General features: G+C 71.6%; 22 protein-coding genes and 5 tRNA genes. 19 read left to right on the top strand and 8 right to left on the bottom strand.

The features are described 5' to 3' along the window. On the bottom strand, positions 1-2291 hold a 2291-nt coding region (locus tag ABD198_RS24565), incomplete at its 3' end, for a sensor histidine kinase (RefSeq protein WP_344005760.1). A 584-nt stretch (positions 2292-2875) separates the two neighbouring features. On the opposite strand from ABD198_RS24565, the gene ABD198_RS24560 reads away from it, so the two are divergent. The 9 genes from ABD198_RS24560 (at position 2876) to ABD198_RS24520 (ending at position 6921) form a co-directional block, all read left to right on the top strand. After that, a complete protein-coding gene (locus tag ABD198_RS24560) occupies positions 2876-3064 on the top strand; it encodes a hypothetical protein (protein ID WP_344005758.1) in 189 nt (62 codons plus the stop codon). 178 nt (positions 3065-3242) lie between these two features. Beyond that, positions 3243-4028, top strand: a complete 786-nt coding sequence (locus tag ABD198_RS24555; protein ID WP_344005756.1) for a fumarylacetoacetate hydrolase family protein — start codon at positions 3243-3245, stop codon at positions 4026-4028. Continuing rightward, positions 4012-5496, top strand: a complete 1485-nt coding sequence (gene gltX, locus ABD198_RS24550; RefSeq protein WP_344005754.1) for a glutamate--tRNA ligase — start codon at positions 4012-4014, stop codon at positions 5494-5496. Before ABD198_RS24555 ends, gltX begins: the two co-directional genes overlap by 17 nt. Positions 5497-5585: 89 nt before the next feature. Beyond that, complete coding sequence (locus tag ABD198_RS24545; RefSeq protein WP_344005752.1) at positions 5586-6317, top strand: HAD family hydrolase; 732 nt, start codon at positions 5586-5588, stop codon at positions 6315-6317. 91 nt (positions 6318-6408) lie between these two features. After that, a tRNA-Gln gene (locus ABD198_RS24540) sits at positions 6409-6480 on the top strand. A 40-nt stretch (positions 6481-6520) separates the two neighbouring features. Then, positions 6521-6593: transfer RNA gene (locus tag ABD198_RS24535), tRNA-Glu, on the top strand. A gap of 62 nt (positions 6594-6655) precedes the next feature. Next, a tRNA-Glu gene (locus tag ABD198_RS24530) sits at positions 6656-6728 on the top strand. Between the two features lie 20 nt (positions 6729-6748). Further along, positions 6749-6820 (top strand) — tRNA-Gln (locus tag ABD198_RS24525). Positions 6821-6848: 28 nt separating this feature from the next. Then, positions 6849-6921 (top strand) — tRNA-Glu (locus ABD198_RS24520). A gap of 355 nt (positions 6922-7276) precedes the next feature. On the opposite strand, the gene ndgR is transcribed toward ABD198_RS24520, so the two are convergent. Beyond that, the gene (gene ndgR / locus ABD198_RS24515) at positions 7277-7990 is read right to left on the bottom strand and encodes an IclR family transcriptional regulator NdgR (protein ID WP_167996554.1); all 714 of its coding nucleotides are present in this window, start codon (positions 7988-7990) and stop codon (positions 7277-7279) included. A 192-nt stretch (positions 7991-8182) separates the two neighbouring features. Between ndgR and leuC the strand changes: the two genes are divergently transcribed. From leuC to ABD198_RS24495, 4 genes are all read left to right on the top strand, one after another. Continuing rightward, positions 8183-9607, top strand: coding sequence for a 3-isopropylmalate dehydratase large subunit (leuC, locus tag ABD198_RS24510; RefSeq protein ID WP_344005749.1), 1425 nt, complete (start codon positions 8183-8185; stop codon positions 9605-9607). Positions 9608-9613: 6 nt separating this feature from the next. After that, positions 9614-10207: a 3-isopropylmalate dehydratase small subunit gene (gene leuD, locus ABD198_RS24505; protein ID WP_344005747.1), complete on the top strand. Its 594-nt coding sequence runs from the start codon at positions 9614-9616 to the stop codon at positions 10205-10207. A gap of 343 nt (positions 10208-10550) precedes the next feature. Beyond that, a complete protein-coding gene (locus tag ABD198_RS24500) occupies positions 10551-10781 on the top strand; it encodes an SCO5555 family protein (protein WP_344005745.1) in 231 nt (76 codons plus the stop codon). A 136-nt stretch (positions 10782-10917) separates the two neighbouring features. After that, the gene (locus ABD198_RS24495; RefSeq protein ID WP_344005743.1) at positions 10918-11526 is read left to right on the top strand and encodes an HU family DNA-binding protein; all 609 of its coding nucleotides are present in this window, start codon (positions 10918-10920) and stop codon (positions 11524-11526) included. 236 nt (positions 11527-11762) lie between these two features. Here the strand turns inward: ABD198_RS24495 and ABD198_RS24490 are convergent, their stop codons facing one another. Together ABD198_RS24490 and cofC are read right to left on the bottom strand one after the other, a co-directional pair. Further along, on the bottom strand, positions 11763-11966 hold the full coding sequence (locus tag ABD198_RS24490) for a hypothetical protein (protein ID WP_344005741.1): 204 nt from the start codon (positions 11964-11966) through the stop codon (positions 11763-11765). A 10-nt stretch (positions 11967-11976) separates the two neighbouring features. Then, complete coding sequence (cofC, locus tag ABD198_RS24485; RefSeq protein ID WP_344005739.1) at positions 11977-12666, bottom strand: 2-phospho-L-lactate guanylyltransferase; 690 nt, start codon at positions 12664-12666, stop codon at positions 11977-11979. Between the two features lie 169 nt (positions 12667-12835). On the opposite strand from cofC, the gene ABD198_RS24480 reads away from it, so the two are divergent. Genes ABD198_RS24480 through ABD198_RS24470 form a run of 3 tightly spaced genes read left to right on the top strand, consistent with a single transcriptional unit; the run spans position 12836 to position 15860 of the window. Next, positions 12836-13636, top strand: a complete 801-nt coding sequence (locus tag ABD198_RS24480) for a lysophospholipid acyltransferase family protein (protein WP_344005737.1) — start codon at positions 12836-12838, stop codon at positions 13634-13636. Then, complete coding sequence (locus ABD198_RS24475) at positions 13633-14643, top strand: NAD(P)H-dependent glycerol-3-phosphate dehydrogenase (RefSeq protein ID WP_344005735.1); 1011 nt, start codon at positions 13633-13635, stop codon at positions 14641-14643. The genes ABD198_RS24480 and ABD198_RS24475 overlap by 4 nt, the downstream gene beginning before the upstream one ends. 59 nt (positions 14644-14702) lie before the next feature. Beyond that, entirely contained in the window at positions 14703-15860 is a 1158-nt protein-coding gene (locus ABD198_RS24470; RefSeq protein ID WP_344005733.1) for a D-alanine--D-alanine ligase family protein, read from the top strand. 56 nt (positions 15861-15916) lie between these two features. Here the strand turns inward: ABD198_RS24470 and ABD198_RS24465 are convergent, their stop codons facing one another. Then, positions 15917-16417: a DUF3515 domain-containing protein gene (locus tag ABD198_RS24465; protein ID WP_344005731.1), complete on the bottom strand. Its 501-nt coding sequence runs from the start codon at positions 16415-16417 to the stop codon at positions 15917-15919. A gap of 20 nt (positions 16418-16437) precedes the next feature. After that, positions 16438-16671 (bottom strand): Lrp/AsnC family transcriptional regulator, encoded by a 234-nt coding sequence (locus ABD198_RS24460; protein ID WP_344005729.1) that lies wholly within the window; start codon positions 16669-16671, stop codon positions 16438-16440. 206 nt (positions 16672-16877) lie between these two features. Between ABD198_RS24460 and ABD198_RS24455 the strand changes: the two genes are divergently transcribed. Beyond that, positions 16878-17843 (top strand): thiamine-phosphate kinase, encoded by a 966-nt coding sequence (locus ABD198_RS24455; protein ID WP_344005727.1) that lies wholly within the window; start codon positions 16878-16880, stop codon positions 17841-17843. Then, positions 17840-18670, top strand: coding sequence for a bifunctional hydroxymethylpyrimidine kinase/phosphomethylpyrimidine kinase (thiD, locus tag ABD198_RS24450; protein WP_344005725.1), 831 nt, complete (start codon positions 17840-17842; stop codon positions 18668-18670). Before ABD198_RS24455 ends, thiD begins: the two co-directional genes overlap by 4 nt. A gap of 390 nt (positions 18671-19060) precedes the next feature. On the opposite strand, the gene rpmB is transcribed toward thiD, so the two are convergent. Then, on the bottom strand, positions 19061-19246 hold the full coding sequence (gene rpmB / locus ABD198_RS24445) for a 50S ribosomal protein L28 (RefSeq protein WP_003993230.1): 186 nt from the start codon (positions 19244-19246) through the stop codon (positions 19061-19063). Between the two features lie 270 nt (positions 19247-19516). On the opposite strand from rpmB, the gene ABD198_RS24440 reads away from it, so the two are divergent. Then, on the top strand, positions 19517-21250 hold the full coding sequence (locus ABD198_RS24440) for a DAK2 domain-containing protein (RefSeq protein ID WP_344005722.1): 1734 nt from the start codon (positions 19517-19519) through the stop codon (positions 21248-21250). 12 nt (positions 21251-21262) lie between these two features. Here ABD198_RS24440 and ABD198_RS24435 read toward each other — a convergent pair whose 3' ends face one another. Beyond that, the gene (locus ABD198_RS24435; RefSeq protein ID WP_344005720.1) at positions 21263-24361 is read right to left on the bottom strand and encodes a tetratricopeptide repeat protein; all 3099 of its coding nucleotides are present in this window, start codon (positions 24359-24361) and stop codon (positions 21263-21265) included. Between the last annotated feature and the right edge of the window lie 17 nt (positions 24362-24378).

Here is a 24378-nt window from a genome sequence, read left to right as displayed (position 1 = left end):
CCCAGGGCGCCCGCGGAGGACTGACCGCCCGCGGCGGCACGCCGTGCGGCCGCGGCACCGGCGGCCGCCTGCGCGGCGGCGGGACCGCCACCGCCACCGGGCTGGCCGGGCTTGCCCTGCGGCTTCTTGCCGCCCTGGGCGACGTCGACGGGCAGCATGACCAGCGCGGTCGTACCGCCGGAGTCGGAGGGGCGCAGCTGGATGCGGATGCCGTGGCGCTGCGACAGACGGCCGACCACGAACAGACCCATGCGGCGGGAGACCGACACGTCCACGGTGGGCGGCGAGGCGAGCCGCTCGTTGATCGCCGCCAGGTCCTCCGGCGACAGACCGATACCGGTGTCGTGGATCTCGATCAGCACCCGGCCGTCGGGCAGGGCGTGACCGGTGACCTTGACCTTGGTCTGCGGAGAGGAGAACGAGGTGGCGTTCTCCAGCAGCTCGGCGAGCAGGTGCACGAGGTCGTTGACCACGCGGCCGGCCACCTCGGTGGACGGCACGGCGGCCAGCTCGATGCGCTCGTACTGCTCCACCTCGGAGGCGGCGGCACGCAGCACGTCGACCAGCGGGACCGGGCGGGTCCACCGGCGGCCCGGCTCCTCACCCGCGAGAACCAGCAGGTTCTCACCGTTTCGGCGCATACGCGTGGCGAGGTGGTCCAGCTTGAACAGCGAGGACAGCTGGTCCGGGTCGGCCTCGCGGGACTCCAGCTCGGAGATCAGCGACAGCTGGCGCTGGATCAGACCCTGGGAGCGGCGCGAGAGGTTGGTGAACATCGCGTTGACGTTGCCCCGCAGCAGGGCCTGCTCGGCGGCGAGGCGGACCGCCTCGCGGTGCACGTCGTCGAAGGCCGCGGCCACCCGGCCGATCTCGTCGCGGGAGTGCACACCGACCGACTCCACGGACGTGTCGACGTCCTGCGGGTCGGACTCGGAGAGCTGCTTGACCAGCTCGGGCAGGCGTTCCTGGGCGACCTTGGTGGCGGTCTCCTCCAGGCGGCGCAGCGAGCGGATCATGGAGCGGGCCACCACGAAGGCGCCGACCAGCGACACGCCCAGCACCAGCAGGATCAGGGCACCGGAGATGATCGCGTCGCGCTCGGTGGCGTTGCGCAGCTCGCGGGCCTTCTGCTCCATCTCCTCGAGCAGCGTGTGCTCGATGAACTTCATCTGCTGGATCTTGGTGGAGCTGTCGTCCAGCCAGTCGCGGTAGGAGCGCTTGCCCGCCGCGGCCAGACCGTCGGCGGAGACCAGGGCACGGCCGGCGTACTTGTCGGTCGCCTTGATGGTGATGTTGCCGTCCGTGACGGGCGCCAGCAGCTCGGCGGCGCGGTCCTCGCCGTAGATGCTCTTGAAGGCGTCCAGCTCGGACTTCTCGCTGTTGCGCGCACCCTCGGCGTAGAGGCGGTCGTTCTCGGAGAGCTTGCCGGTGGTGTTGTTGCTGGCCGGCAGCGCCGCCGCGATGGCCGCGCGCTGGATGGAGGCGTACTCCTTGGCGGTGGAGAACGACGCCAGCGCACGGGTGCGCTTGATCATGTCGGGGTTGCTGGTCGCCTCCGCCATGTCCTGCGAGAGGTCGATCAGGTTCTCGATCAGGCGGTGGTAGGCCTCGATCGTCTGCGTGGAGTTGTTCTTCTGGCCGTAGGCCGTCTTGCGGACCTTCTCGATCTGCTGCAGGTCGCTGGCGACCTGGACCAGCTTCTCGCGGACACCGCTGAGCTCGCCGCCCTTGTCGGCGTCGTCGACCTCCTCGGTGGAGTCGACGAAGTTCTTCATCGCCCGGTCGGTCTTCTCGCGCAGGCCCTTGACCGTGAAGTCGGTGGCGTTGCCGTTGTGCGCCAGCGGGCCGGCCGACTGGTCGCGCTCCTCCTGGAGGGCGAGGGCCAGCTCGGTGGCCTGCTTGGTCATGTCCGTCAGCAGCTTCATGTTGTCGAGCTGCTGGATGTCGTTCATCGACTCGTTGATGCGCAGGGCGCCCAGCGAGGTGGCCGCGACCACGGGGAGGGCGAGCAGCGACACCAGACGGGTGGAGATCCGCCAGTTGCGCAGGGCTATTCGCGAGCCCGGACCGGTCGGGCCCTTCGGCGGCCGGGGAGGAGCGGCCGGAGCCGGGCCCGGAGCGCCCGTGGGCGCGGCGCCGCCGGGGCGGCCCGCGCGATCGCCGCCGTCACCTGAGCCGGCCGGGCCCTGGTTCTGGGCGTGCTGGGGCGAGGAGCTGACGGCCATCGGGCCAGTCCCGCCGTGCTCCGGCTCGGCCGAAGCGCTGCCATCCCTCTTGAAACGTCCCTGCACTAGCGTCGCAACCTCTGGACCAGGCGCCTTGCCGGGTGAACGGCGAGGCACGGTGTCGGCGTCAGGGGGCGCCCTGAAAGCGCCCCCGTGATGGTCGTGGATGACCGGCGCTGGCTCCCCCTTCTCGCCGCCACTTCGGCGCGTCTGTGCGCCCCCTGTGCGCCGGCTCGATCCTGCGGCGGTCCGTGGAATTCCAGCACAGTGCCGGATCTCCAACAAGGCCCGTGGACGAGGCCGTGACACACATGACGAAGAGTGAGAGCGCGGTCACCTGCTGTGAGGAGAAACTTGGGGCAAAATGGACAGGCGAGGGCAACTCCACCTGGCCGTCAGGGCGTCGCGCGGGTGTCCCAGTCGCGATGATCAGGATCGGAATGACGGGTTCAGAGGTGCAATGTCCGATTCCGGAGGGCAGGAGGGGGCGCCGGATTGACCGGTTTGTCCAGCGATTCGTGAGGAAACTCACACGCCGATCATGGCTGTCCGGCGCCGTCCGTACGGAATTGAATGTTTAGCCTGACGCTTTACAAGATGGATGCATCTGTAACCGCACCAAGGACACAGAGGACAGGGTCAAGTCAACAGTGAAGACGACGATGATGTTCCACAAGATCGCCAACCCGCGGCGCACGACGCTGGCACACCTCGAGGACACCGAGGAACTGCAGGCGCCGGTCCAGAAGGAGCACCCCGTCGAACTCCCGACCCAGACAGCGAACCCCAAGCGCACCATCCTCACGGAGATCCCGGTCACGGCGGGTGCCGCGAACTGACACCAGTCAGTACGCGCACCGGCGACCGATTGCTCAAGGGGCGCCCGGCCACCGCGGGGCGCCCCTTCATCATGCGCCCCGCGGCTCCCGCGCCGGTAATGGTCGAGGTCGCAGCGCGCCGCCGCGCTAGCCTGGAGCGTCAGACTCCAGCCGCATCAGTCAAGGGGCCAAGCATCCCGTGCGCATCGCCAGATTCTCCATCGACGGGAACGTCGCCTTCGGCGCGGTCGAAGGCGACCGGCAGGACGAGCTCGTCCTGGACATCATCAAGGGCATCCCGTTCGCGGACTTCGAGCTCTCCGGCACCAAGGTCCCGGTGAGCAAGGTCAGGCTGCTGCCCCCGGTGCTCCCCAACAAGGTCGTCGCCTTCGGCCGCAACTACGCCGAGCACGCCCGCGAGCTGGGCAACGAGGTCCCCGAGGCCCCGTTCGCCTTCTTCAAGCCGGCGACCTCCGTGATCGGCCACGGGGACGAGATCCAGTACCCCTCCTTCTCCCAGGAGGTGCACCACGAGGCCGAGCTGGCCGTGGTCATCGGCCGGATGTGCCGGGAGGTCCCGCGCGAGCGCGTCGCCGACGTGATCTTCGGCTACACCTGCGCCAACGACGTCACCGCACGCGACGTCCAGCGGCGGGAGAAGCAGTGGGCCCGTGCCAAGGGCTTCGACACGGCCTGCCCGCTGGGCCCCTGGGTGGAGACCGGCCTGGACCTGAAGGCCGTCTCCGATCTGACCGTCCAGCTCACCGTCAACGGCGAGCAGCGCCAGCTCGGCCGCACCAGCGAGATGATCCACTCGATCGAGGATCTGATCGTCAACATCTCCGAGGCCATGACGCTGCTGCCCGGCGACGTCATCCTCACGGGCACCCCCGCCGGGGTCGGCCCGCTCAACGTCGGCGACGAGGTCGCCGTCACCATCGAAGGCATCGGCACTCTCACCAACAAGGTTGTCAAGCGTGGCTAGCGCACCTGTACGCGTCCGTTTCTGCCCCTCACCGACCGGTAACCCCCATGTGGGCCTGGTCCGCACCGCCCTGTTCAACTGGGCGTACGCCAAGCACCACCAGGGCACCCTGGTCTTCCGCATCGAGGACACCGACGCGGCCCGCGACTCCGAGGAGTCCTACAGCCAGCTGCTCGACGCGATGCGCTGGCTGGGCCTGGACTGGGACGAGGGCCCCGAGGTCGGCGGCCCGCACGCGCCCTACCGCCAGTCGCAGCGCATGGACATCTACCGGGACGTCGCCCAGAAGCTGCTCGACGCCGGCCACGCCTACCACTGCTACTGCTCCCAGGAGGAGCTGGACACCCGCCGCGAGGCCGCCCGCGCCGCCGGCCGGCCCTCCGGCTACGACGGCCACTGCCGCGAGCTGACCGCCGCGCAGGTCGAGGAGTACAAAGCCCAGGGCCGCACCCCGATCGTCCGCTTCCGGATGCCCGACGAGGCGATCACCTTCACCGACCTGGTCCGCGGCGAGCTGACCTTCACCCCGGAGAACGTCCCCGACTACGGCATCGTCCGGGCCAACGGCGCCCCGCTGTACACGCTGGTCAACCCGGTCGACGACGCCCTGATGGAGATCACCCACGTCCTGCGCGGCGAGGACCTGCTCTCCTCCACCCCGCGGCAGATCGCCCTGTACCGGGCGCTGATCGAGCTGGGCGTCGCCAAGGAGATCCCCCGCTTCGCCCACCTGCCGTACGTGATGGGCGAGGGCAACAAGAAGCTCTCCAAGCGCGACCCGCAGTCCTCGCTCAACCTCTACCGCGAGCGCGGCTTCCTGCCCGAGGGCCTGCTCAACTACCTCTCCCTGCTCGGCTGGTCCCTCGCCCCCGACCGGGACGTCTTCACCCTGGACGAGATGGTCGCGGCCTTCGACGTCACCGATGTGCAGCCCAACCCGGCCCGCTTCGACCTGAAGAAGTGCGAGGCGATCAACGGCGACCACATCCGCATGCTGGATGTGAAGGACTTCGCCGAGCGCTGCCGCCCGTGGCTGCAGGCCCCGCACGCCCCCTGGGCGCCGGAGGCCTTCGACGAGGAGAAGTGGCAGGCCGTCGCCCCGCACGCGCAGACCCGGGTGAAGGTGCTGTCGGAGATCACCGACAACGTCGACTTCCTCTTCCTGCCCGAGCCGGTCTTCGACGAGGCCAGCTGGAACAAGGCGATGAAGGAGGGCAGCGACGCCCTGCTGCGCACCGCCCGGGAGAAGCTCGAGGCCGCCGACTGGAACTCCCCGGAGTCCCTGAAGGAGGCCGTCCTGGCCGCCGGCGAGGCCCACGGCCTCAAGCTCGGCAAGGCGCAGGCCCCGGTCCGGGTCGCCGTCACCGGCCGCACGGTCGGCCTGCCGCTGTTCGAGTCCCTCCAGGTCCTGGGCAAGGAGAAGTCGCTGGCCAGGATCGACGCGGCGCTGGCGAAGCTCACCGCCTGACGGCCCGATCCTCTGCTGTCGCCTGCTTGGAGGGGCGGTTCCCGGTGGTCCGGGAGCCGCCCCTCGGTACGGACGGTACCGTCTCTCGCATGGGCATCCGAGCCGTCGTGTGGGACGTGGACGACACCCTCTTCGACTACACCACCGCCGACCGCGAGGGCCTGCGCGCCCATCTGCTGGCCGAGGGGCTGCTCGCCCGGTACGGCTCCGCCGAGGAGGCGCTGGCGCTGTGGCGGGAGATCACCGACGCCCAGTGGGCCCGCTTCGCCGCGGGCGAGGTGGACTTCGTCACGCAGCGGCGCGACCGCACCCGGGTCTTCCTCGGCCGGGAGCTGACCGACCAGGAGGCCGACGACTGGTTCGGCCGCTACCTGGTCCACTACGAGGCCGCCTGGAGCCTCTTCCCCGACGTGCTGCCCGTGCTGGACGCCCTGGCGGCCACCCACCGGCACGCCGTGCTGTCCAACTCCAGCCTGCCGGTACAGGACCGCAAGCTGCGCGTGCTGGGCGTGCACGACCGCTTCGAGGCCATTCTGTGCGCCGCCGAGCTGGGCGTCTCCAAGCCCGAGCCCGGGGCGTTCCTGGCCGCCTGCGCGGCGCTGTCGCTGCCCCCGGAGCAGGTGGCGTACGTCGGTGATCACCGGGAGATCGACGGGCGGGGCGCCGCCGAGGCCGGGCTGCTGTCGGTGTGGATCGACCGCACCGGCGGCAGGGCCGCCGTCGACCCGCCCGAGGGTCCGCGCCGGATCGCCTCCCTCGCCGAACTCCCGGCGCTCCTTTGCGGCGATACTCGTTTTGGACCGCCGCGCTCCTTCAGGTAATGTTCTTCCTGCGCCGCGGGAAGCGGGCCGACAGGCCCCGGACCCGGGGCGCGGAACTAGAACAAGGACCCCTCCGGGGCTTGCGTTCCAGTGGCCTATGGTGTAATTGGCAGCACGACTGATTCTGGTTCAGTTAGTCTTGGTTCGAGTCCAGGTAGGCCAGCTCGCAGAGCTCATCTGCACCCGCGGATCATCATCCGCAAGCCCCCGTTGTGTAGCGGCCTAGCACGCTGCCCTCTCAAGGCAGTAGCGCCGGTTCGAATCCGGTCGGGGGTACAGATCCTTCCCGCGGGAATGGTTCGGGTAGCTCCCACCGTTACCGATGCAGGATCGCTAGGGCCCCCGTTGTGTAGCGGCCTAGCACGCCGCCCTCTCAAGGCGGTAGCGCCGGTTCGAATCCGGTCGGGGGTACTGACTGGTCTAAACCACATTGGTCTATGGTGTAATTGGCAGCACGACTGATTCTGGTTCAGTTGGTCTTGGTTCGAGTCCAGGTAGACCAGCTCGGACCTGCGGAAACGCAGAGTCCACGCCCCCGTTGTGTAGCGGCCTAGCACGCCGCCCTCTCAAGGCGGTAGCGCCGGTTCGAATCCGGTCGGGGGTACGAGTCCCAAGGGGCCTCCGCTTCGGCGGAGGCCCCTTGGGCGTTCACCCGATGTACACGCGCCGCACACGCGTGTCACTCAACGACTGCGGCCAAGGTCTCCACGCAGTTCGGATCACGCCGGGCCGCCTGGTGCAGCAACTCCGCGTACGGCGCCATCTGTTCGGCGTCCCTGTGTGCACGCCCCGGACACGTTCCATCACAGGGCGTGGCCGGTCATCAACGGCATGGAGCGCAAGGCGAAGGTCCGCGACCACGTGGGGTGCAGAACAACGGGGGCGGAGCCGCCGCGGCGTTGAGGCGGCCCCGCCCCCGAACGCTGAGTGGCAGGGATAGAAGCAGGGACAGAGGAGGCTCAGGAACGGCGCAGTGCCTCGGAGAGCCGGGCGGCGGCGTCGATGACCGCCTGGGCGTGCATACGGCCCGGGTGGCGCGTCAGGCGCTCGATGGGGCCGGACACCGACACGGCGGCCACCACGCGGTTGGAGGGGCCGCGCACCGGCGCGGAGACGGACGCCACGCCCGGCTCGCGCTCACCGATCGACTGGGCCCAGCCGCGGCGGCGCACACCGGACAGGGCGGTCGCCGTGAAACGGGCGCCCTGCAGGCCGCGGTGCAGCCGCTCCGGCTCCTCCCAGGCGAGCAGGATCTGCGCCGAGGAACCGGCCTTCATGGTCAGCGTGGACCCCACCGGGACCGTGTCCCGAAGGCCCGACAGCCGCTCCGCCGCCGCGACGCAGATGCGCATGTCGCCCTGCCGGCGGTAGAGCTGGGCGCTCTCGCCGGTGACGTCGCGGAGGTGGGTGAGCACCGGTCCGGCCGCGGCGAGCAGCCGGTCCTCGCCCGCCGCCGCGGCCAGTTCGGCCAGGCGCGGGCCGAGGATGAACCGGCCCTGCATGTCGCGCGCCACCATCCGGTGGTGTTCCAGCGCCACGGCCAGGCGGTGGGCCGTGGGTCGTGCCAGTCCGGTCGCCCCGACCAGACCCGCGAGGGTGGCCGGACCGGACTCCAGAGCGCTCAGGACGAGTGCCGCCTTGTCCAGAACGCCGACGCCGCTACTGTTGTCCATGCAACGATACTTGCGTCTCACTCTGTGAAACGCAAGTTCAATTTTCCGTGGAACACGCCACTCTGGAATCACGAAGTCACACCGGCCCGTGGACACAAGGGCCCGGCGGCGGACGCCCGGAGTCAGGGGTGCGGGCGCCGTCTCCTCAAGATCTCTAGTTGGGTCGGCGCCTTGCCGGCCGGAGGGAAAGCGATGGGTAGGACACTCGCGGAGAAGGTCTGGGACGACCATGTCGTCCGGCGCGCCGAGGGCGAGCCCGACCTCCTCTACATCGATCTGCACCTGCTGCACGAGGTGACCAGCCCGCAGGCCTTCGACGGTCTTCGCAAGAGCGGTCGCCGGGTGCGGCGGCTCGACCTGACCATCGCCACCGAGGATCACAACACCCCGACCCTCGACATCGACAAGCCGATCGCCGACCCGGTCTCCCGCGCCCAGCTGGAGACGCTGCGCAAGAACTGCGCGGAATTCGGCGTGCGCCTGCACCCGCTGGGCGACGTCGAGCAGGGCGTGGTGCACGTGGTGGGCCCGCAGCTGGGCCTGACCCAGCCGGGCATGACGGTCGTCTGCGGCGACTCGCACACCTCCACGCACGGCGCCTTCGGCGCGCTGGCGTTCGGCATCGGCACCTCGCAGGTGGAGCACGTGCTGGCCACCCAGACGCTGCCGATGGCCCGCCCCAAGACCATGGCGATCACCGTCAACGGTGAGCTGCCCGAGGGCGTCACCGCCAAGGACCTGATCCTGGCGATCATCGCGCGGATCGGCACCGGCGGCGGCCAGGGCTACATCCTGGAGTACCGCGGCTCCGCCATCGAGAAGCTCTCGATGGAGGCCCGCATGACCATCTGCAACATGTCGATCGAGGCCGGTGCCCGCGCGGGCATGATCGCCCCCGACGAGACCACGTTCGCCTACCTCAAGGACCGCCCGCACGCCCCCCGGGGCGCCGACTGGGACGCGGCCGTGGAGTACTGGAGGACGCTGCGCACCGACGACGACGCCGAGTTCGACGCCGAGGTCGTCATCGACGCCGCCGAACTGTCGCCGTTCGTCACCTGGGGCACCAACCCGGGTCAGGGCGCACCGCTTTCGTCCTCCGTCCCCGACCCTGCCTCGTACGAGGACGCCTCGGAGCGCCTGGCCGCCGAAAAGGCCCTGGAATACATGGGGTTGGAGCCCGGCCAGCCGCTGCGCTCCATCAAGGTGGACACCGTCTTCGTAGGCTCCTGCACCAACGGCCGCATCGAGGACCTGCGCGCCGCCGCGGAGATCCTCAAGGGCCGCAAAGTCGCCGACGGCGTACGCATGCTGGTCGTCCCCGGCTCCGCGCGGGTGGGTCTGCAGGCCGTCTCCGAGGGGCTGGACGTGGTCTTCAAGGAGGCCGGCGCCGAATGGCGGCACGCCGGCTGTTCCATGTGCCTGGGCATGAACCCCGACCAGCTGGCCCCCGGCGAGCGCTCCGCCTCCACCTCCAACCGCAACTTCGAGGGCCGGCAGGGCAAGGGCGGCCGCACGCATCTGGTGTCGCCGCAGGTGGCGGCCGCCACCGCCGTGCTGGGCCACCTGGCCTCGCCCGCCGACCTGTCCGAGACCGCCGCGCCCGCTGGAGTCTGATCAGTCATGGAAGCATTCACCACCCACACCGGCCGGGCCGTGCCGCTGCGCCGCTCCAACGTCGACACCGACCAGATCATCCCCGCCCACTGGCTCAAGAAGGTCACGCGGGACGGGTTCGAGGACGGGCTGTTCGAGGCCTGGCGCAAGGACCCGGAGTTCGTGCTCAACCGGCCCGAGCGCCAGGGCGCCACCGTGCTGGTCGCCGGCCCCGACTTCGGCACCGGCTCCTCCCGCGAGCACGCCGTCTGGGCGCTGCAGAACTACGGCTTCAAGGCCGTGATCTCCTCCCGCTTCGCCGACATCTTCCGCGGCAACTCGCTGAAGAACGGCCTGCTCACGGTCGTGCTGGAGCAGCCGGTCGTGGACGCGCTGTGGGAGCTCACCGAGAAGGATCCGCAGGCCGAGATCACCGTCGACCTCGAGGCGCGCGAGGTGCGCGCCGAGGGCATCACCGCCTCCTTCGAACTGGACGAGAACTCCCGCTGGCGGCTGCTGAACGGGCTGGACGACATCTCCATCACGCTGCAGAACGAGGCGGACATCGCCGCGTACGAGGCGAAGCGCCCGTCCTTCAAGCCGCGCACCCTCACGGTCTGACCGCCCCGGCGGTCCGGCTCCGGCCGTCCCGGCGGTCCGTCCCGCCGCCCCGGCCCGGCCGGCATCCGCCGAGTGCCGAAGTCCCCGTCGCGGGTCGACTTTCGGCCACCGCGACACCCCGCCCGTACCCCCGATCGGCCCGATCGGAGGTACGGGCCTTTCGCTGCCCTGATCCCCCCCGCGCGCCGCCTCGCCAGACCTCAACTTCCCACGTTATGAAGGTAATTAGGCGGGTACACGAGTCACCGGACCGCGACCGGCGGCCATGCCCGACTGGGCCGTCCGAGGCGGCAGTTGCCCCCCTGCGCAGGCGACAACTCGCCCCAGATGGCACAATCTGTGCATGGAACACGACGGCCAACTCGAGCTCTGTACGGCGGTCGCGGTCCGGCTCAAAGAAGCGCACTCCCGAGTGCGCGCACTGCAAGTCCCGGAGGGCGTACGGATGGCGCTGACCCGGAAGCTGCTGGTCATTACGGCCGCGGCCAAGCACGATCTCGCCGGTGCGGCAAGGCGTCTGGAGCGGTTCAACGCGGACCTGGACGAGGGGCGATTCCCCGAAGCGGAACGCTGAACCAGTCGAGACAGTCGAGTTCGTTGCGGCACAAGGGTGATTAGCCCGTTTCGTGTTTGATTTGCGGTATATATCTGCCTAACGTGCGAAAAAGCTTGAACACTTTCGTTCTGGCGATGTCTCCGAAGGGGAAGACGTGAACAAGGCGCAGCTCGTAGAAGCGATTGCCGACAAGTTGGGCGGCCGCCAGCAGGCCGCCGATGCTGTCGACCATGTCCTGGACGCCATCGTCCGCGCGGTGGTCGCGGGTGAGCGGGTCTCGGTCACCGGCTTCGGTTCGTTCGAGAAGGTCGACCGTCCGGCCCGCTACGCCCGGAACCCCCAGACGGGCGAGCGGGTTCGGGTCAAGAAGACCTCGGTTCCGCGCTTCCGTGCGGGCCAGGGCTTCAAGGACCTGGTGAGCGGCTCGAAGAAGCTGCCGCGCGGCGGCGAGGTCGCCGTCAAGAAGGCGCCCAAGGGCAGCCTCTCCGGTGGCGCCTCCGCGACCGTGAAGAAGGCCGCTGCCAAGAAGACGACCACCAAGAAGGCGGCGGCGAAGAAGACCGCCACCAAGGCGACGGCCAAGAAGACCACGGCGAAGAAGGCGCCCGCGAAGAAGACCACGGGGACCGCCAAGACCACCGCCGCGAAGAAGACGACCGCCAAGAAGGCCCCGGCGAAGAAGGCCACGGCCAAGAAGGCACCCGCCAAGAAGTCGACTGCGCGCAAGACCACCGCCAAGAAGACCACCGCCCGCAAGAAGTAGGACGGACACAGCCGAGCGGTACTCACGCGCCGGGCCGGACTCCCCACGGAGCCCGGCCCGCGGCATGTCCGCCCCCTCCTGCGCCTCCGCCGCCCCCTCGCCATCGCGTCGCCCCACTGTCGGGAGCGTCACCGGCGCTCGAACGCCCGTAGTGCGGCCGACGCTCGAAACGTCCGGAGTGCGGGCGGCGCTCAGAACGCCCGAAAGGCTGGCCGGCGGTCAGAACGGCTGGGCGCTCAGAGCGTCTGGAGGGTCACCAGTGTGATGCGGCGGTTCTCGCCGTTGCCCTCCGTTTCGATGCGGACCCGCTGGCCGGGGCGGAGCAGGCGCAGGCCGCCCGCGTCGAAGGCCGGGGCGTCGAAGGGGACCGGGGTGCCGTCGTCCAGCAGTACCTGGCCGCTGCGGCTGGCGGGGTCGAAGGTGTATGCGGTCGCCTGCATGGCAGGCAGCCTACTGCTCGGCCATCAGCAGCCGCGCGGCGGCCGCGGCCGTGTGCGCACCCACGCCCAGTGCCAGAGCCGCCCGCAGATCCTCGCCGGTGTCGACGTCCTGCCGTACCGAATCGACCGAATCGACCGAATCCACCGCATCCGTCGAATCCGTCGAATCCGTCGAATCCACCGGGTCCGCCAGGAGTTCCACCGCACCCGATGCGCGGTGCCGGGTGCGGGAATCGGGGCCGAACAGGGGGCGCAATTCGCGGTCCGGTGCCGCCGACAGCAAGGTCGTTCCGGTGCCGGCCGCATCGGCGAGAAAGGCGCGGGGAAAGGCGGCGGCGCATTCGAGTACGCGGGCCAGTTCCCGCGGGCGAAGGGCGGGGAGATCGGCGTTCAGGGCGGCCAGCGCGCCGGCGCCGCGAGCGCGCGCTTCGCTCGCCGCGTGGGCCAGCGCGGCGTTCAGACCGGCGCGCGGCCCGTCGGGGACCACCGAGGCACCCTGGGCGGCCAGCTCACGCGCGGCCAGGGCGTCGTCCGTGACGACCACCACATCCCGCACCGCCGGGCAGGCCAGCGCGGCCGCCACCGTGTCCTGGGCGAACGCCAGCGCGAGACCTGGACGCAGCCCGTCGTCCGCGGTGTCCGCCAGCCTGCTCTTGGCCTCAGCAAGCGGTTTCAGGGGTACCAGCAAGGTCCACTGCACGTGTGTCGCGTCCCTCTCTTGTCGCGGCCATTGTCACCCGGGGCCTGAGGTGACCGGGGAGTCGGGGCGTACCGTGTTCTCGACAGACCGGCGGCCCGGGGCGACACTTGTGCGGCCCGCCTGGCCTCCGGGTCCAGGCCCCAACCAGGCCCTAGAGGAAGGTGTCCTTGTGCCGCGCCGCAGAATCGGCTTCTGGTACCGCTTCGCCGCGGTGATCTGCAAACCGCCGCTGGTGCTCTTGCTCAAGCGGGACTGGCGCGGAATGGAGAACATTCCGGCCGAGGGTGGATTTATCACCGCGGTGAACCACAATTCGCACATCGATCCCCTCGCCTACGCGCATTTCCAGTACAACACCGGGCGCGTTCCGCGATTCCTGGCGAAGAGCGGGCTTTTCAAGAAGGGATTCGTCGGAGCCGCCATGCGCGGCACCGGGCAGATCCCCGTCTACCGGGAGAGCACGGACGCGCTCAGCGCCTTCCGCGCCGCGATCGAGGCTGTGGAGCGCGGCGAGTGCGTCGCCTTCTACCCCGAGGGCACCCTCACCCGCGACCCGGACGGCTGGCCCATGACCGGCAAGACCGGCGCCGCGCGGGTCGCCCTGCAGACCAGGTGCCCGGTCATCCCGATCGCCCAGTGGGGCGCCAACGAGCTGCTGCCCCCGTACTCCAAGAAGCCCCGCATCTTCCCCCGCAAGACCCACCGGGTGCTGGCCGGACCCCCGGTGGACCTGGAGCGCTTCTACGACCGGGAGATGACCCCGGAGCTCCTCAAGGAGGCCACCGAGGCGATCATGGCCGCCATCACCCGCCAGCTGGAGGAGATCCGCGGCGAGAAGGCCCCCGACACGCCCTACGACCCGCGCCGTGAGCGGATCGAGCAACGCCGCAAGACCCGGGTGCAGGCCCTGCGCGAGGGCATCCAGGACGACGACCGCGCCGCCGCACAGGAAGAGGGGCTGGGCAAGTGAGCACACCGGTCAAGGCGGCCGTCTTCGGCACCGGGTCGTGGGGCACGGCCTTCGGCATGGTCCTCGCCGACGCGGGCTGCGACGTCGTGCTGTGGGGGCGGCGCCCCGGGCTCGCCGACGCCGTCAACTCCACCCGCATCAACCCCGACTACCTGCCCGGCGTGGAGCTGCCCCGGAACCTGCGGGCCACCACCGACCCCGCCGAGGCCGCCCGCGACGCCGACTTCACCGTCCTCGCCGTGCCCTCGCAGACGCTGCGCGGCAACCTCGCCGAGTGGACCCCGCTGCTCGCCCCGGGCACGGTCCTGGTCTCCCTGATGAAGGGCGTCGAACTCGGCACCACCATGCGGATGAGCGAGGTCATCGAGGACGTCGCCAAGGTCGGCCCGGAACGGATCGCCGTGGTCACCGGGCCCAACCTGGCCCGTGAGATCGCCGCCCGGATGCCGGCCGCCGCCGTGGTCGCCTGCACCGACGAGCGCGTGGCCCAGCGCCTCCAGGCCGCCTGCCACACGCCGTACTTCCGCCCGTACACCAACACCGACGTCGTCGGCTGCGAACTGGGCGGAGCCGTGAAGAACGTCATCGGGCTCGCCGTCGGCATCGCGGACGGCATGGGCCTCGGCGACAACGCCAAGGGCTCGCTCATCACCCGCGGCCTCGCCGAGACCACCCGTCTCGGGGTCGCCCTCGGCGCCGACCCGATGACCTTCTCCGGACTCGCCGGCCTCGGCGACCTGGTGGCCACCTGCTCCTCGCCGCTGTCGCGCAACCACACCTTCGGCACCAACCTCGGCAAGGGCATGACCCTGCAGGAGACCATCGCCGTCACCAAGCAGACCGCCGAGGGCGTCAAGTCCTGCGAGTCGGTGCTGGAACTGGCCCGCCGGCACGGCGTCGACATGCCGATCACCGAGACGGTCGTCGGCATCGTCCACGAGGGCAAGCCGCCCGTGGTCGCCCTCAAGGAGCTGATGTCGCGCAGCGCCAAGCCCGAGCGACGCTGAGCGACACCGCCTCCCGGGCGCTGTCTCAGCCCCCTACGGGCGGGTACGCTCATCGCGATATGAGCACCGAGAACCTCCCCCAGCAGCCCGAGCCGCCGGCGCGTAAACCGCGCGTGGCCGTCGTGTTCGGTGGGCGCAGCTCCGAGCACGGCATCTCCGTGGTCACCGCCGGCGCCGTCCTGAAGGCCATCGACCGGACCAAGTACGACGTCCTGCCGATCGGTATCACCAGCGACGGCCGCTGGGCGCTCACCGCCGACGAGCCCGAACGCATGGCGATCGTCGAACGACGGCAGCCCAGCGTCGAACAGCTCGCCGAGACCGGCGAGGGAGGCGTGGTGCTCCCCGTCGACCCCGCCAGCCGCGAGGTCGTCTACAGCGAGCCCGGCTCGGTGCCCAAGGCGCTCGGCGAGGTCGACGTGGTCTTCCCGGTGCTCCACGGCCCCTACGGCGAGGACGGCACCCTGCAGGGCCTGCTGGAGCTCTCCGGCGTCCCCTACGTGGGCTCCGGGGTGCTCGCCTCGGCCGTCGGCCAGGACAAGGAGTACATGAAGCGGGTCTTCACCTCCTTCGGGCTGAAGGTCGGCCCGTACGTGGTGATCCGGCCCCGCGAGTGGCAGCAGGACGAGTCCGCCGCCCGCAAGAAGATCATCGACTTCGCCGGCGAGCACGGCTGGCCGCTGTTCGTGAAGCCCGCCCGCGCGGGTTCCTCCATCGGCATCACCAAGGTCGACGACCTGTCCGGCCTGGACGAGGCGATCGCCACCGCCCAGGCGCACGACCCGAAGATCCTGATCGAGGCCGCGCTGCGGGGCCGCGAGATCGAGTGCGGCGTGCTGGAGTTCGAGGACGGCCCGCGCGCCTCCGTACCGGCCGAGATCCCGCCGCCGGAGGACCACGCGTACTACGACTTCGAGGCCAAGTACATCGACTCCACGCCCGGCATCGTGCCCGCCCCGCTCACCGAGGAGCAGACCGCCGAGGTGCGCAGGCTCGCCGTGGAGGCGTTCGAGGCGGCGTCCTGCGAGGGGCTGGTGCGCGCGGACTTCTTCCTCACCGAGGACGGCGAGTTCGTCATCAACGAGATCAACACCATGCCGGGATTCACGCCCATCTCGATGTACCCGCAGATGTGGCAGGCGACCGGCGTGAGCTACCCGGAGCTGGTGGACCTGCTGGTGCAGGCCGCGCTGCGGCGGCCGACCGGGCTGCGCTGAGCCACCCGCTGACGGCAGCAGTCACCTGCTTACTGCAGCAGTCACCCAGAAGGCGATCAGGAGGCGATCCCCACGGGGATCGCCTTCTTGACGGGCGCGGCCAGATCGATCAGCACCCCCGTGCTGTCCCGCCCGTCGGTCACGGTCACCTCGACGTACGCCTCGCGCCTGGCGGTGGTGAAGCGGTAGGTGTCCTCGCCCCGCTTCTCCATCAGCCAGTCGACGCCGTTCACCCCGCCCGGCACCGCGTCCGGGTCCCGGCCCTCGGCCACCTCGGGATCGACCATCTTCGGGGGTCGCTCCACACCGCAGCGCAGTATGATCGCCTCGCCGCCCCAGCCCGCGGTCAGTGCCGAGGCGGGCTCGGGATCGTCGCGACTCTCACCGTCCACTTTCGCCGGCAGCGCCTTGTCCAGGTTCTGACACAGCTTGGTGACCTTCGCGTCCGGGCTGGGAACCGCCGCGGACGCGTCATCGTCCGTTGAGGAGCAGCCCGCGACGGTGATCAGCACCGCGAGCGCGGGCAGGACGGCGTACCGGTGACGCAAGGAGTTCACCGGCACAGGGTAGACGGGGGCTACAGATGGACGACCGGGCAGGTCAGAGTACGGGTGATGCCGTCCACTTGCTGGACCTTGGCCACCACCATGCGACCCAGGTCGTCCACGGTGTCGGCCTGGGCGCGCACGATCACGTCGTACGGTCCCGTCACGTCCTCGGCCTGGACGACTCCGGGAATCTTGCCGATCTCGTCGGCGACGGAGGAGGCTTTGCCGACCTCCGTCTGGATCAGGATGTACGCCTGTACCACGGAACCTCCAGGGCGGCCACGAGGATCATGTGGGGAAAAGGAACGCCACGGTACCGCGTCGCCGCTCGCCGCGGGGAGACCTGCGGGAACCGGGCCTTGCGCGCCGGGGTTCAGGCACGACAGAAGTTGACGGTCACTTCGACCGTAGCGAGGGCGCAGACGCCTCGCGACCGGGCACGGACAGGGACAGAAGGGGAGAAAGGGCAATGAAGGGCACTGTTGGTGAGCTCGGTGAGTTCGGGCTCATCAGGGAGCTCACCTCCCGTCTCACCACCACACCGGCGGTCCGGGTCGGCCCCGGCGACGACGCCGCGGTGGTCGCCGCGCCCGACCGCAGGGTCGTGGCCAGTACCGACATCCTGGTGGAGGGCCGGCACTTCCGCCGCGACTGGTCCACCGCCTACGACGTCGGCCGCAAGGCCGCCGCGCAGAACCTCGCCGACATCGCCGCGATGGGCGCCGTGCCCACCGCGCTGCTGCTCGGCCTGGTCGTCCCGGCGGACCTGCCGGTGACCTGGGCCGCCGAGCTGATGGACGGGCTGCGTGACGAGTGCCAGGTCGCGGGCGCCGCCGTGGTCGGCGGTGACGTGGTGCGCGGCGACACCATCACCGTGTCGATCACCGCGCTCGGCGATCTGCGCAACCAGGAGCCCGTCACCCGGGCCGGCGCCCAGCCCGGCGACATCGTCGCGGTCACCGGCTGGCTGGGCTGGTCCGCGGCCGGGTACGCGGTGCTCTCCCGCGGCTTCCGCTCGCCGCGCGCCTTCGTCGAGGCCCACCGGCGCCCCGAACCCCCGTACCACGCGGGCCCGGCGGCGGCCGGACTCGGCGCCACCGCGATGTGCGACGTCAGCGACGGGCTGATCGCCGACCTCGGGCACATCGCCGAGGCGAGCAAGGTGCGCATCGACATCCGCTCCGGGGCGATCGACATCCCCTCGCAGATGAACGACATCGGCCAGGCCGTCGGCGTCGACCCCATGCAGTGGGTGCTGACCGGGGGGGAGGACCACGCGATCGTGGCGACCTTCCCGCCGGACGTGAAGCTGCCCGCCCGCTGGAAGGTGATCGGCGAGGTGCTCAACCCATCGGCGCTGCCCCAGGTGACGGTCGACGGGGCGCCGTGGACCAGCAAGGGCGGCTGGGACCACTTCGGAGACATCGAGTCATGACAAGCTCCACTGGCAGTGCGCCCGTCGGCCAGGCGCCTCCCCGGGTGCTGACCGTCGCGGGCTCCGACTCCGGCGGCGGCGCGGGCATCCAGGCCGACCTGAAGACCATGCTGGCGCTCGGCGTGCACGGCATGAGCGTCCTGACGGCGGTGACCGCGCAGAACTCGCTCGGCGTGCAGGGCGCCTGGAAGCTGCCGGTGGAGGCGGTGCGCGCCCAGTACCGCAGCGTCGTCGACGACATCGGCGTCCAGGCGGTCAAGACCGGCATGCTCGCCACCGCCGAACTCGTCGAGGCCGTCGCCGAGTTGCTCGCCGGCACCGACGCGCCCGCGGTCGTCGACCCGGTGGGGGTCTCCAAGCACGGGGACGCCCTGCTGGCCTCCTCGGCACTGGACTCCGTACGGACCAGACTGCTCCCGGTCGCCACGGTCGCCACCCCCAACCTCGACGAGGTGGCCCAGCTCACCGGGATCCGCGTCGAAACACCGGACCAGATGCGCCGTGCGGCCGCCGCCGTACTGGCCTACGGCCCGCGCTGGGTCGTCATCAAGGGCGGCCACCTGCCCGGCGACGCGGTGGACCTCCTGACCGACGGCTCCGAGGAGCACTGGCTCCGCGCCCCGCGCCACAACAACCGCCACACCCACGGCACAGGCTGCACCCTCGCCTCCGCCATCGCCGCCGAACTGGCCAAGGGCCGGCCAGTGCCGGACGCGGTGTCCGCGGCCAAGGACTACGTCACGGGGGCCATCGCCGCCGGCTTCGCCCTGGGCGCGGGCATCGGCCCGGTGGACCACGGCTGGCGCTTCAGGCAGCGGGGGGACTGAGCCGGGCGGATCGGTCCGGGGGCGGGTACACGGAGTCCTGCGGGGAGCGCGGCGGGGCGCAGGAGCGTTGTGCGGCGCGGGATGAGTTGTGTGGCGCAGCGCTGCGGCACGGGGTGCGGTACTCCGGAATCGGCGCTGCCTGGCGTGCTGCGCCCGGGGCGCGGACCGCTGCCGGCCCCGGACGGGGCGCAGACCCCGGAGTCAGTCCGGCGTGCCCGCCGGGGCACCGGCCGCAGGCGCCGGGCACTGGACGCGGGGGTACCCGGCGGCGCGGGCGCCGCAAAGCTGCGGGCGCCGGGACAGGTACAGGTGCAGCAAAAAGCCGGTCCACCTCCAGGTGGACCGGCTCAGTGCGGCGAACCGGCTGTGGTTGCGCGCTCAGCGATAGCGTCAGCGCGAGACCTTGCCGGCCTTGATGCACGAGGTGCAGGCGTTCACGCGCTTCGGCGTCCCGCCGACCACGGTACGCACACGCTGGATGTTCGGGTTCCAGCGGCGGGACGTACGGCGGTGCGAGTGCGAGATGTTGTTGCCGAAGCCCGGCCCCTTGCCGCAGACGTCGCAGTTGGCAGCCACGGGTCACTCCAAAGACTTCAGATGCACTTACGGTGGATCCCGGCATGCCGGGATCAACACACGGGCCCCGGTTACGGAGCCCCTGGGGATCCGAGTGGCGTTGCCAGGGGAGACGCCCGATCAGGATCGGGCAACCGGAGCAGCATACATCGGCTGCACCCGTAGAACGAAACTACCATGGCTGCTCGGCGACCCGCCCACGGCCCTCTTCCGGCGATTCAGGCCCCCACGGTCTACGCTGCGTGCCACGTCCAGCTCAGGGAGGCGCAGGTGGCGCAGGTGCCGCAGACGTTCTTCGATGCTCTCGCGGTGCGGACCTGGTGCGGTCTCGCGCTCGAAGCGCTGGGGCGCTCGCGCGAGGAGATCGACGCGATCAACGTCTACCCCGTGGCGGACGGCGACACCGGGACCAACCTCTTCCTGACCGTCGAGTCGGCCGCGGCCGCCGTCGAGGCGGTGTTCGCGGGCCACGAGGCGGGCGTCGGCGCCGGCACCGGGACGGAGTCCGCGACCGGGCCCACGCTCGCCGACACCGTACGGGCCATGGCACACGGCGCGCTGATCGGGGCGCGCGGCAACTCCGGCACCATCCTGGCGCAGCTGCTGCGCGGGATGGCCCAGGTGCTGGCCGCGGACGAGACGGCCGGCGCCTCCGCCGACGGCCCGCAGCTGCGGCTCGCGCTGCGGCAGGCGGCCGACGCCGCCCGCGAGGCGGTCGCCCACCCCGTCGAGGGCACCGTGCTCACCGTGGCCGCGGCCGCCGCCGACGCGGCCGGGGCCGTGGAGGGCGGCTGCGGGGAGGTGGCCCGCGCCGCCTACGAGGGAGCTCGGGCGGCGCTCGAGGAGACCCCGGACCAGCTGCCCGTGCTGCGCCGGGCGGGCGTCGTGGACGCGGGCGGCCGCGGCCTGCTGGCGGTGCTCGCGGCGCTGCTGGGGACCTTCACCGGGGAGATGCCGAAGGACGCCCTGGGCGGCGCCCACATGCGCCTGGAGCCCGTGCCGCAGGGCGCCGGCGAGGCAGCCCCGATTGCCGGTGAGCTTCAAGAGCCTGGGGGCGAGGACACCGCCCCGGCACCCGTCGGGCCCGCCTTCGAGGTGATCTACCTCCTGGAGGCCGAGGACGACGCGGTCGAGCGGCTGCGGACCCGGCTCGACTCGCTCGGCGACTCGCTCGTCGTGGTCGGCGGCGACGGGCTGTGGAACGTGCATGTGCATGTCGACGATGCCGGCGCCGCGGTGGAGGCGGGCGTCGAGGCCGGGCGGCCGTACCGCATCCGGATCACCCACTTCGGCGCCGGGGACGTCCACACCACCCATGCCGAGCGGCCGCTGCGGGAGCGGGCGCAGCGGGCGGTGGTGGCCGTGGTGCCGGGCGAGGGGCTGGCCGGGCTGTACACCGAGGCCGGCGCGACGACCGTGCTCGCGCGCCCCGGCGAGCCTCCGGCCAGCGGCGAGCTGGTCCAGGCGGTACGGCGGGCGCACGCGCGCGAGGTGGTGCTGCTGCCCAACGACGAGGAACTGCGCCACACCGCCGCGGCCGCGGCCGAGCAGGCCCGCGCGGAGGGCATCCGCGTGGCGCTCATCCCGACCCGCTCGGCCGTGCAGGGCATCGCGGCGCTCGCCGTGCACGAGCCGGAGCGCCGCTTCGACGAGGACGTGGTGTCCATGACGTCCGCGGCCGGCGCCACCCGCTACGGGGAGGTCACGGTCGCCGAGCGCGAGTCCTGGACCACGGCCGGCATCTGCCAGGCCGGGGACGTCCTCGGCCTGGTCGACGGCGATGTGGCGGTGATCGGCGACGACGTCGAGGCCATCGCCGCGGACGTCCTCGACCGGATGCTCGCCGCGGGCGGCGAGATGGTCACCCTGGTCCTCGGCGACGACGCCCCCGAGAACGTCGCCGACCACCTCGAGGCCCGCGTCCGCGAGCGCTACCTCGCCGTCGACACGGTCGTCTGCCACGGCGGCCGCCAGGGCTCCCTGCTGCTCATCGGAGTCGAGTGAACGAAGGGCGGGTCAGCCGTCCTGCTGCTGTTCCGTCCCGGCCTGCTGCTCTGCCGTCCCGCCCTCCTGCTGGTCCGCCCCGTCTCCCTGCTGCTCCGCCAGCTGCAGCAGGTGCTCGGCGTCGGTGCGGCGGTCGCGGGCGGTGTCGTCGTCCGCCGGGGCGTTCTCGTACGCGTCCAGTACCGCCCGCGCGTGTGCGGTCGCGGTGTCCGGGTGGCCCAGCTCGGTCACCAGCCAGGACGCGGCCAGCTGGGTCTGGGTGCGTTCGTGCAGGAGCTCCGGTCCGGCGGTGTCGAACGCGGTGATCGCCCGGTCCAGGTGGGTCACCGCCTCTTCCAGTGCGGCCGCCCGGTCGTCGTCCCCGGCGTCGCCGCCCGCCCAGCGGAGCAGCAGGTCGGCGAACTGGCGGTGGGTGTGGCCCAGCTCGGCGGTCAGACGCAGGCGCGTCGGCTCGTCGTCCGCCTTGTCCCGCGCCGCCGCGCACTCCGTCACCGCCTCGGCCATCAGCTTCCGTGCCGGACCCGGGTCCGCCGCGTCCGTCCGCAGTGCCAGCCAGGCGCGGGCGCGCAGCGAGCGGACCAGGCCCGAGGTGTCGCCGACGGCGCGCCACAGCTCGCCCGCACGGGCGAAGGCACCTTCCGCCTCCTCGGGCAGGCCCGCCATCTCCAGGCTGGACGCGGCCAGATGGGCCAGCGTCGCGTGGTCCTGCTGCTCGGGCCAGTGCCGGGCGATGTCGGCGGCCTGCAGCCTCCGCTCGGCCGCGGCGCGGTGCTCGCCGAGTTCGCTCAGGCAGTCCCCGAGCCACCACAGTGTCTGGACGACCGGACCGTCCCCGTGGGTCTCGACGGTGAGATCGGGCAGGGCGGACTCCAGCACCTCCGCGGCCTCGGCCCACCGCCCCTGCCGCAGCAGCAGCCCGCCGAGCATGTGCCGCGCCCAGGCGCCCAGGGCCGGTCCCTCGCCCGCCTCGTCGGCCCAGTGCGCCGCTTCGAGGGCATGGCCGGCGGCCTCCCGCGCCCGGCCCGATCCGGCGGTGACCTCGGCGAGCTGGAGGTGCAGCTGCGCCCGCCCGGACGGCTCCACATACGGTCCGCCGTGCTCAAGCGCGGCGCGCAGCGCCCGTTCCGCCCCGGCGTCGTCGCCGAGATGGCGGGCGAGCTGCGCCAGCCGCGCCTCGTACTCCACGGCGAACCACGGCAGGCCCGCCGCCACGTACTCCTCGGCCGCCCGCCCGAACAGCTCGGCGGCCCGCTCGATCTCGCCCGCGCGCCCGGCGAGTTCCCCGAGCATCGCCTGCCCCTCGGCGCTCCGCGCGGCCAGCCGTACGTCGTCCCCCGTGTGCCCGTCCACGAGCACGAGCACGGCACGGACGGCGGCCTCCGCCTCGGAGAGAAGGGTCTCCGGGCTGCTCTCCTGGGCCTGCCGGCCGCTCTCCTGGGCCCCGAGGCTGCTCGCCTGGGCCTCCTGGGCCTCCACTGCCTCCACTGCCTCCATGGCCTCCTGCACGCACCGCATCAGGATCCGGGCGCGGGACATCAGGACCGAGGCGGTCTGGAGTATGCCGGTGGAGCCGTCGGCGTACCGGGCCAGGATCTGTTCGCGGGGGTCCGCGACCGCCGCCAGCGCCTCGTCCGTCGCGCCCGCCAGGGCCCGTACGTACGCGCCCCGCGCGCGGGCCGCCAGGGCCTCGCCGGGGTCGCCCGCCTCCGCGTACAGTTCGGCGGCCCGCTCGAAGAGGTGCACGCCCTCGGGGCCGAGGCCCATCGCCTCGTGCTCCGTCATCTCGGCGCGGTCCCTGGCGTCCAGCTCCACGCCCTCGGCCGCCCGGGCCACCGCCGCCCACGCCTCCACGGCGTGCGGCTGCAGGGTGTCGGAGAGCCGCCGCGCCTCGGCGATCAGCGCCGGCAGGTCCGGCTCACCGTCCTCGCCCGTGCCGGGGGAGGGCGGCCGGGGCGCTGTGGTGACCGGGGCCGTCAACGGATGCGTCCCGGCCGGCCCAGGCGTGCGCACGCCCAGCGGCAGCCGGTCCACCAGCGGGCGCTGCTCCATCCGGGCGCGGGCCCGCTCGCTGACGTACGTGGTGCCGTTGCGCGCGTCGAAGCGGTCGGCCAGGGCCAGCGCCTCCCGGCGTGCGTGCGCGGCGAGTTCCGCCGCGGTCCACGACCGGCCGGAGGGACCGGGCACCCGCCGCTCGCCGAGGCCGAGTGCGGTCAGCCGCTCCATGAGCAGGGTCACCACGCTCAGGAAGTCCAGCTTGCTGCGCGGGTGTCCGTCGTCGGTGAAGTACGCGGGGCGCTCCGCGAGCAGTTCGAGACCGCGCGTCTCGTTGCCGGTCAGCGCGCAGAACTCCACATGGTCGGCGTAGGCGCCGCGCATGCTCTCCATGGGGCGTACCAGCCGGAAGCCGCGCAGATGGTTGGCGCGTGCCTCGTCGGTGCGGCCCAGCCGCAGCAGCGGCAGCAGGGAGGAGGCGAGCACGGTGTGCGGCTCGTGGGCGCAGGTGTACTCGCCCTCCAGGACCGGCCGCCACAGTCGCAGCGCCTCCTCGTCCCGGCCCCGCTCCACCTGCCACCAGCCCTGCCCGCTCAGCTCGCAGGCGTGGCAGTCGGCCATCGAGTCGCGGTCCGCGGCCAGCCATGCCGCATACGCCCGCTCGGCCCGCTCGACGTCCCCCACATGCGCGGCGACGCTGAACTCGGCGCTGCGCACCGCCCGTTCGGAATTTCCGGCCAGCTTGTAGCGGTGCTCCATCTCGCCGAGCCACTTCTCGATCGAGGCCAGCGGGATGTGCGGCTGGTGGAGCATGCCGGCCGAGACCCACTTGAACATCCAGTGCAGGGAGTGCGTCTCGTACTCGTCGAAGTCCTCGGGGTGTTCGTCCCACATGCGCAGCAGCCGCGCGAAGGGGACGAACATCTTCCCCTTCTCCGAGCTGTAGTTGTAGACCTGCAGCTGGTGCCGGAGCGCCTCGATCACGGCCGGCGGCATGTTCAGCTTCTCGGCCTCGGCGAGCAGCTGCTCCGCCCGCGCGTTGCGGGCCGGCCCCTCCGGCTGCTCGGAGTTCTCCGCCATCGCCCGGCGCAGGGCGTCGATGTCCGTGATCTCACCCATCAGTGCCCCTCCTGAGC

It is taken from the genome of Streptomyces thermocarboxydovorans, assembly GCF_039524635.1.
GTDB lineage: Bacteria > Actinomycetota > Actinomycetes > Streptomycetales > Streptomycetaceae > Streptomyces > Streptomyces thermocarboxydovorans.
This window is presented reverse-complemented; position numbering and strand designations above follow the sequence as displayed.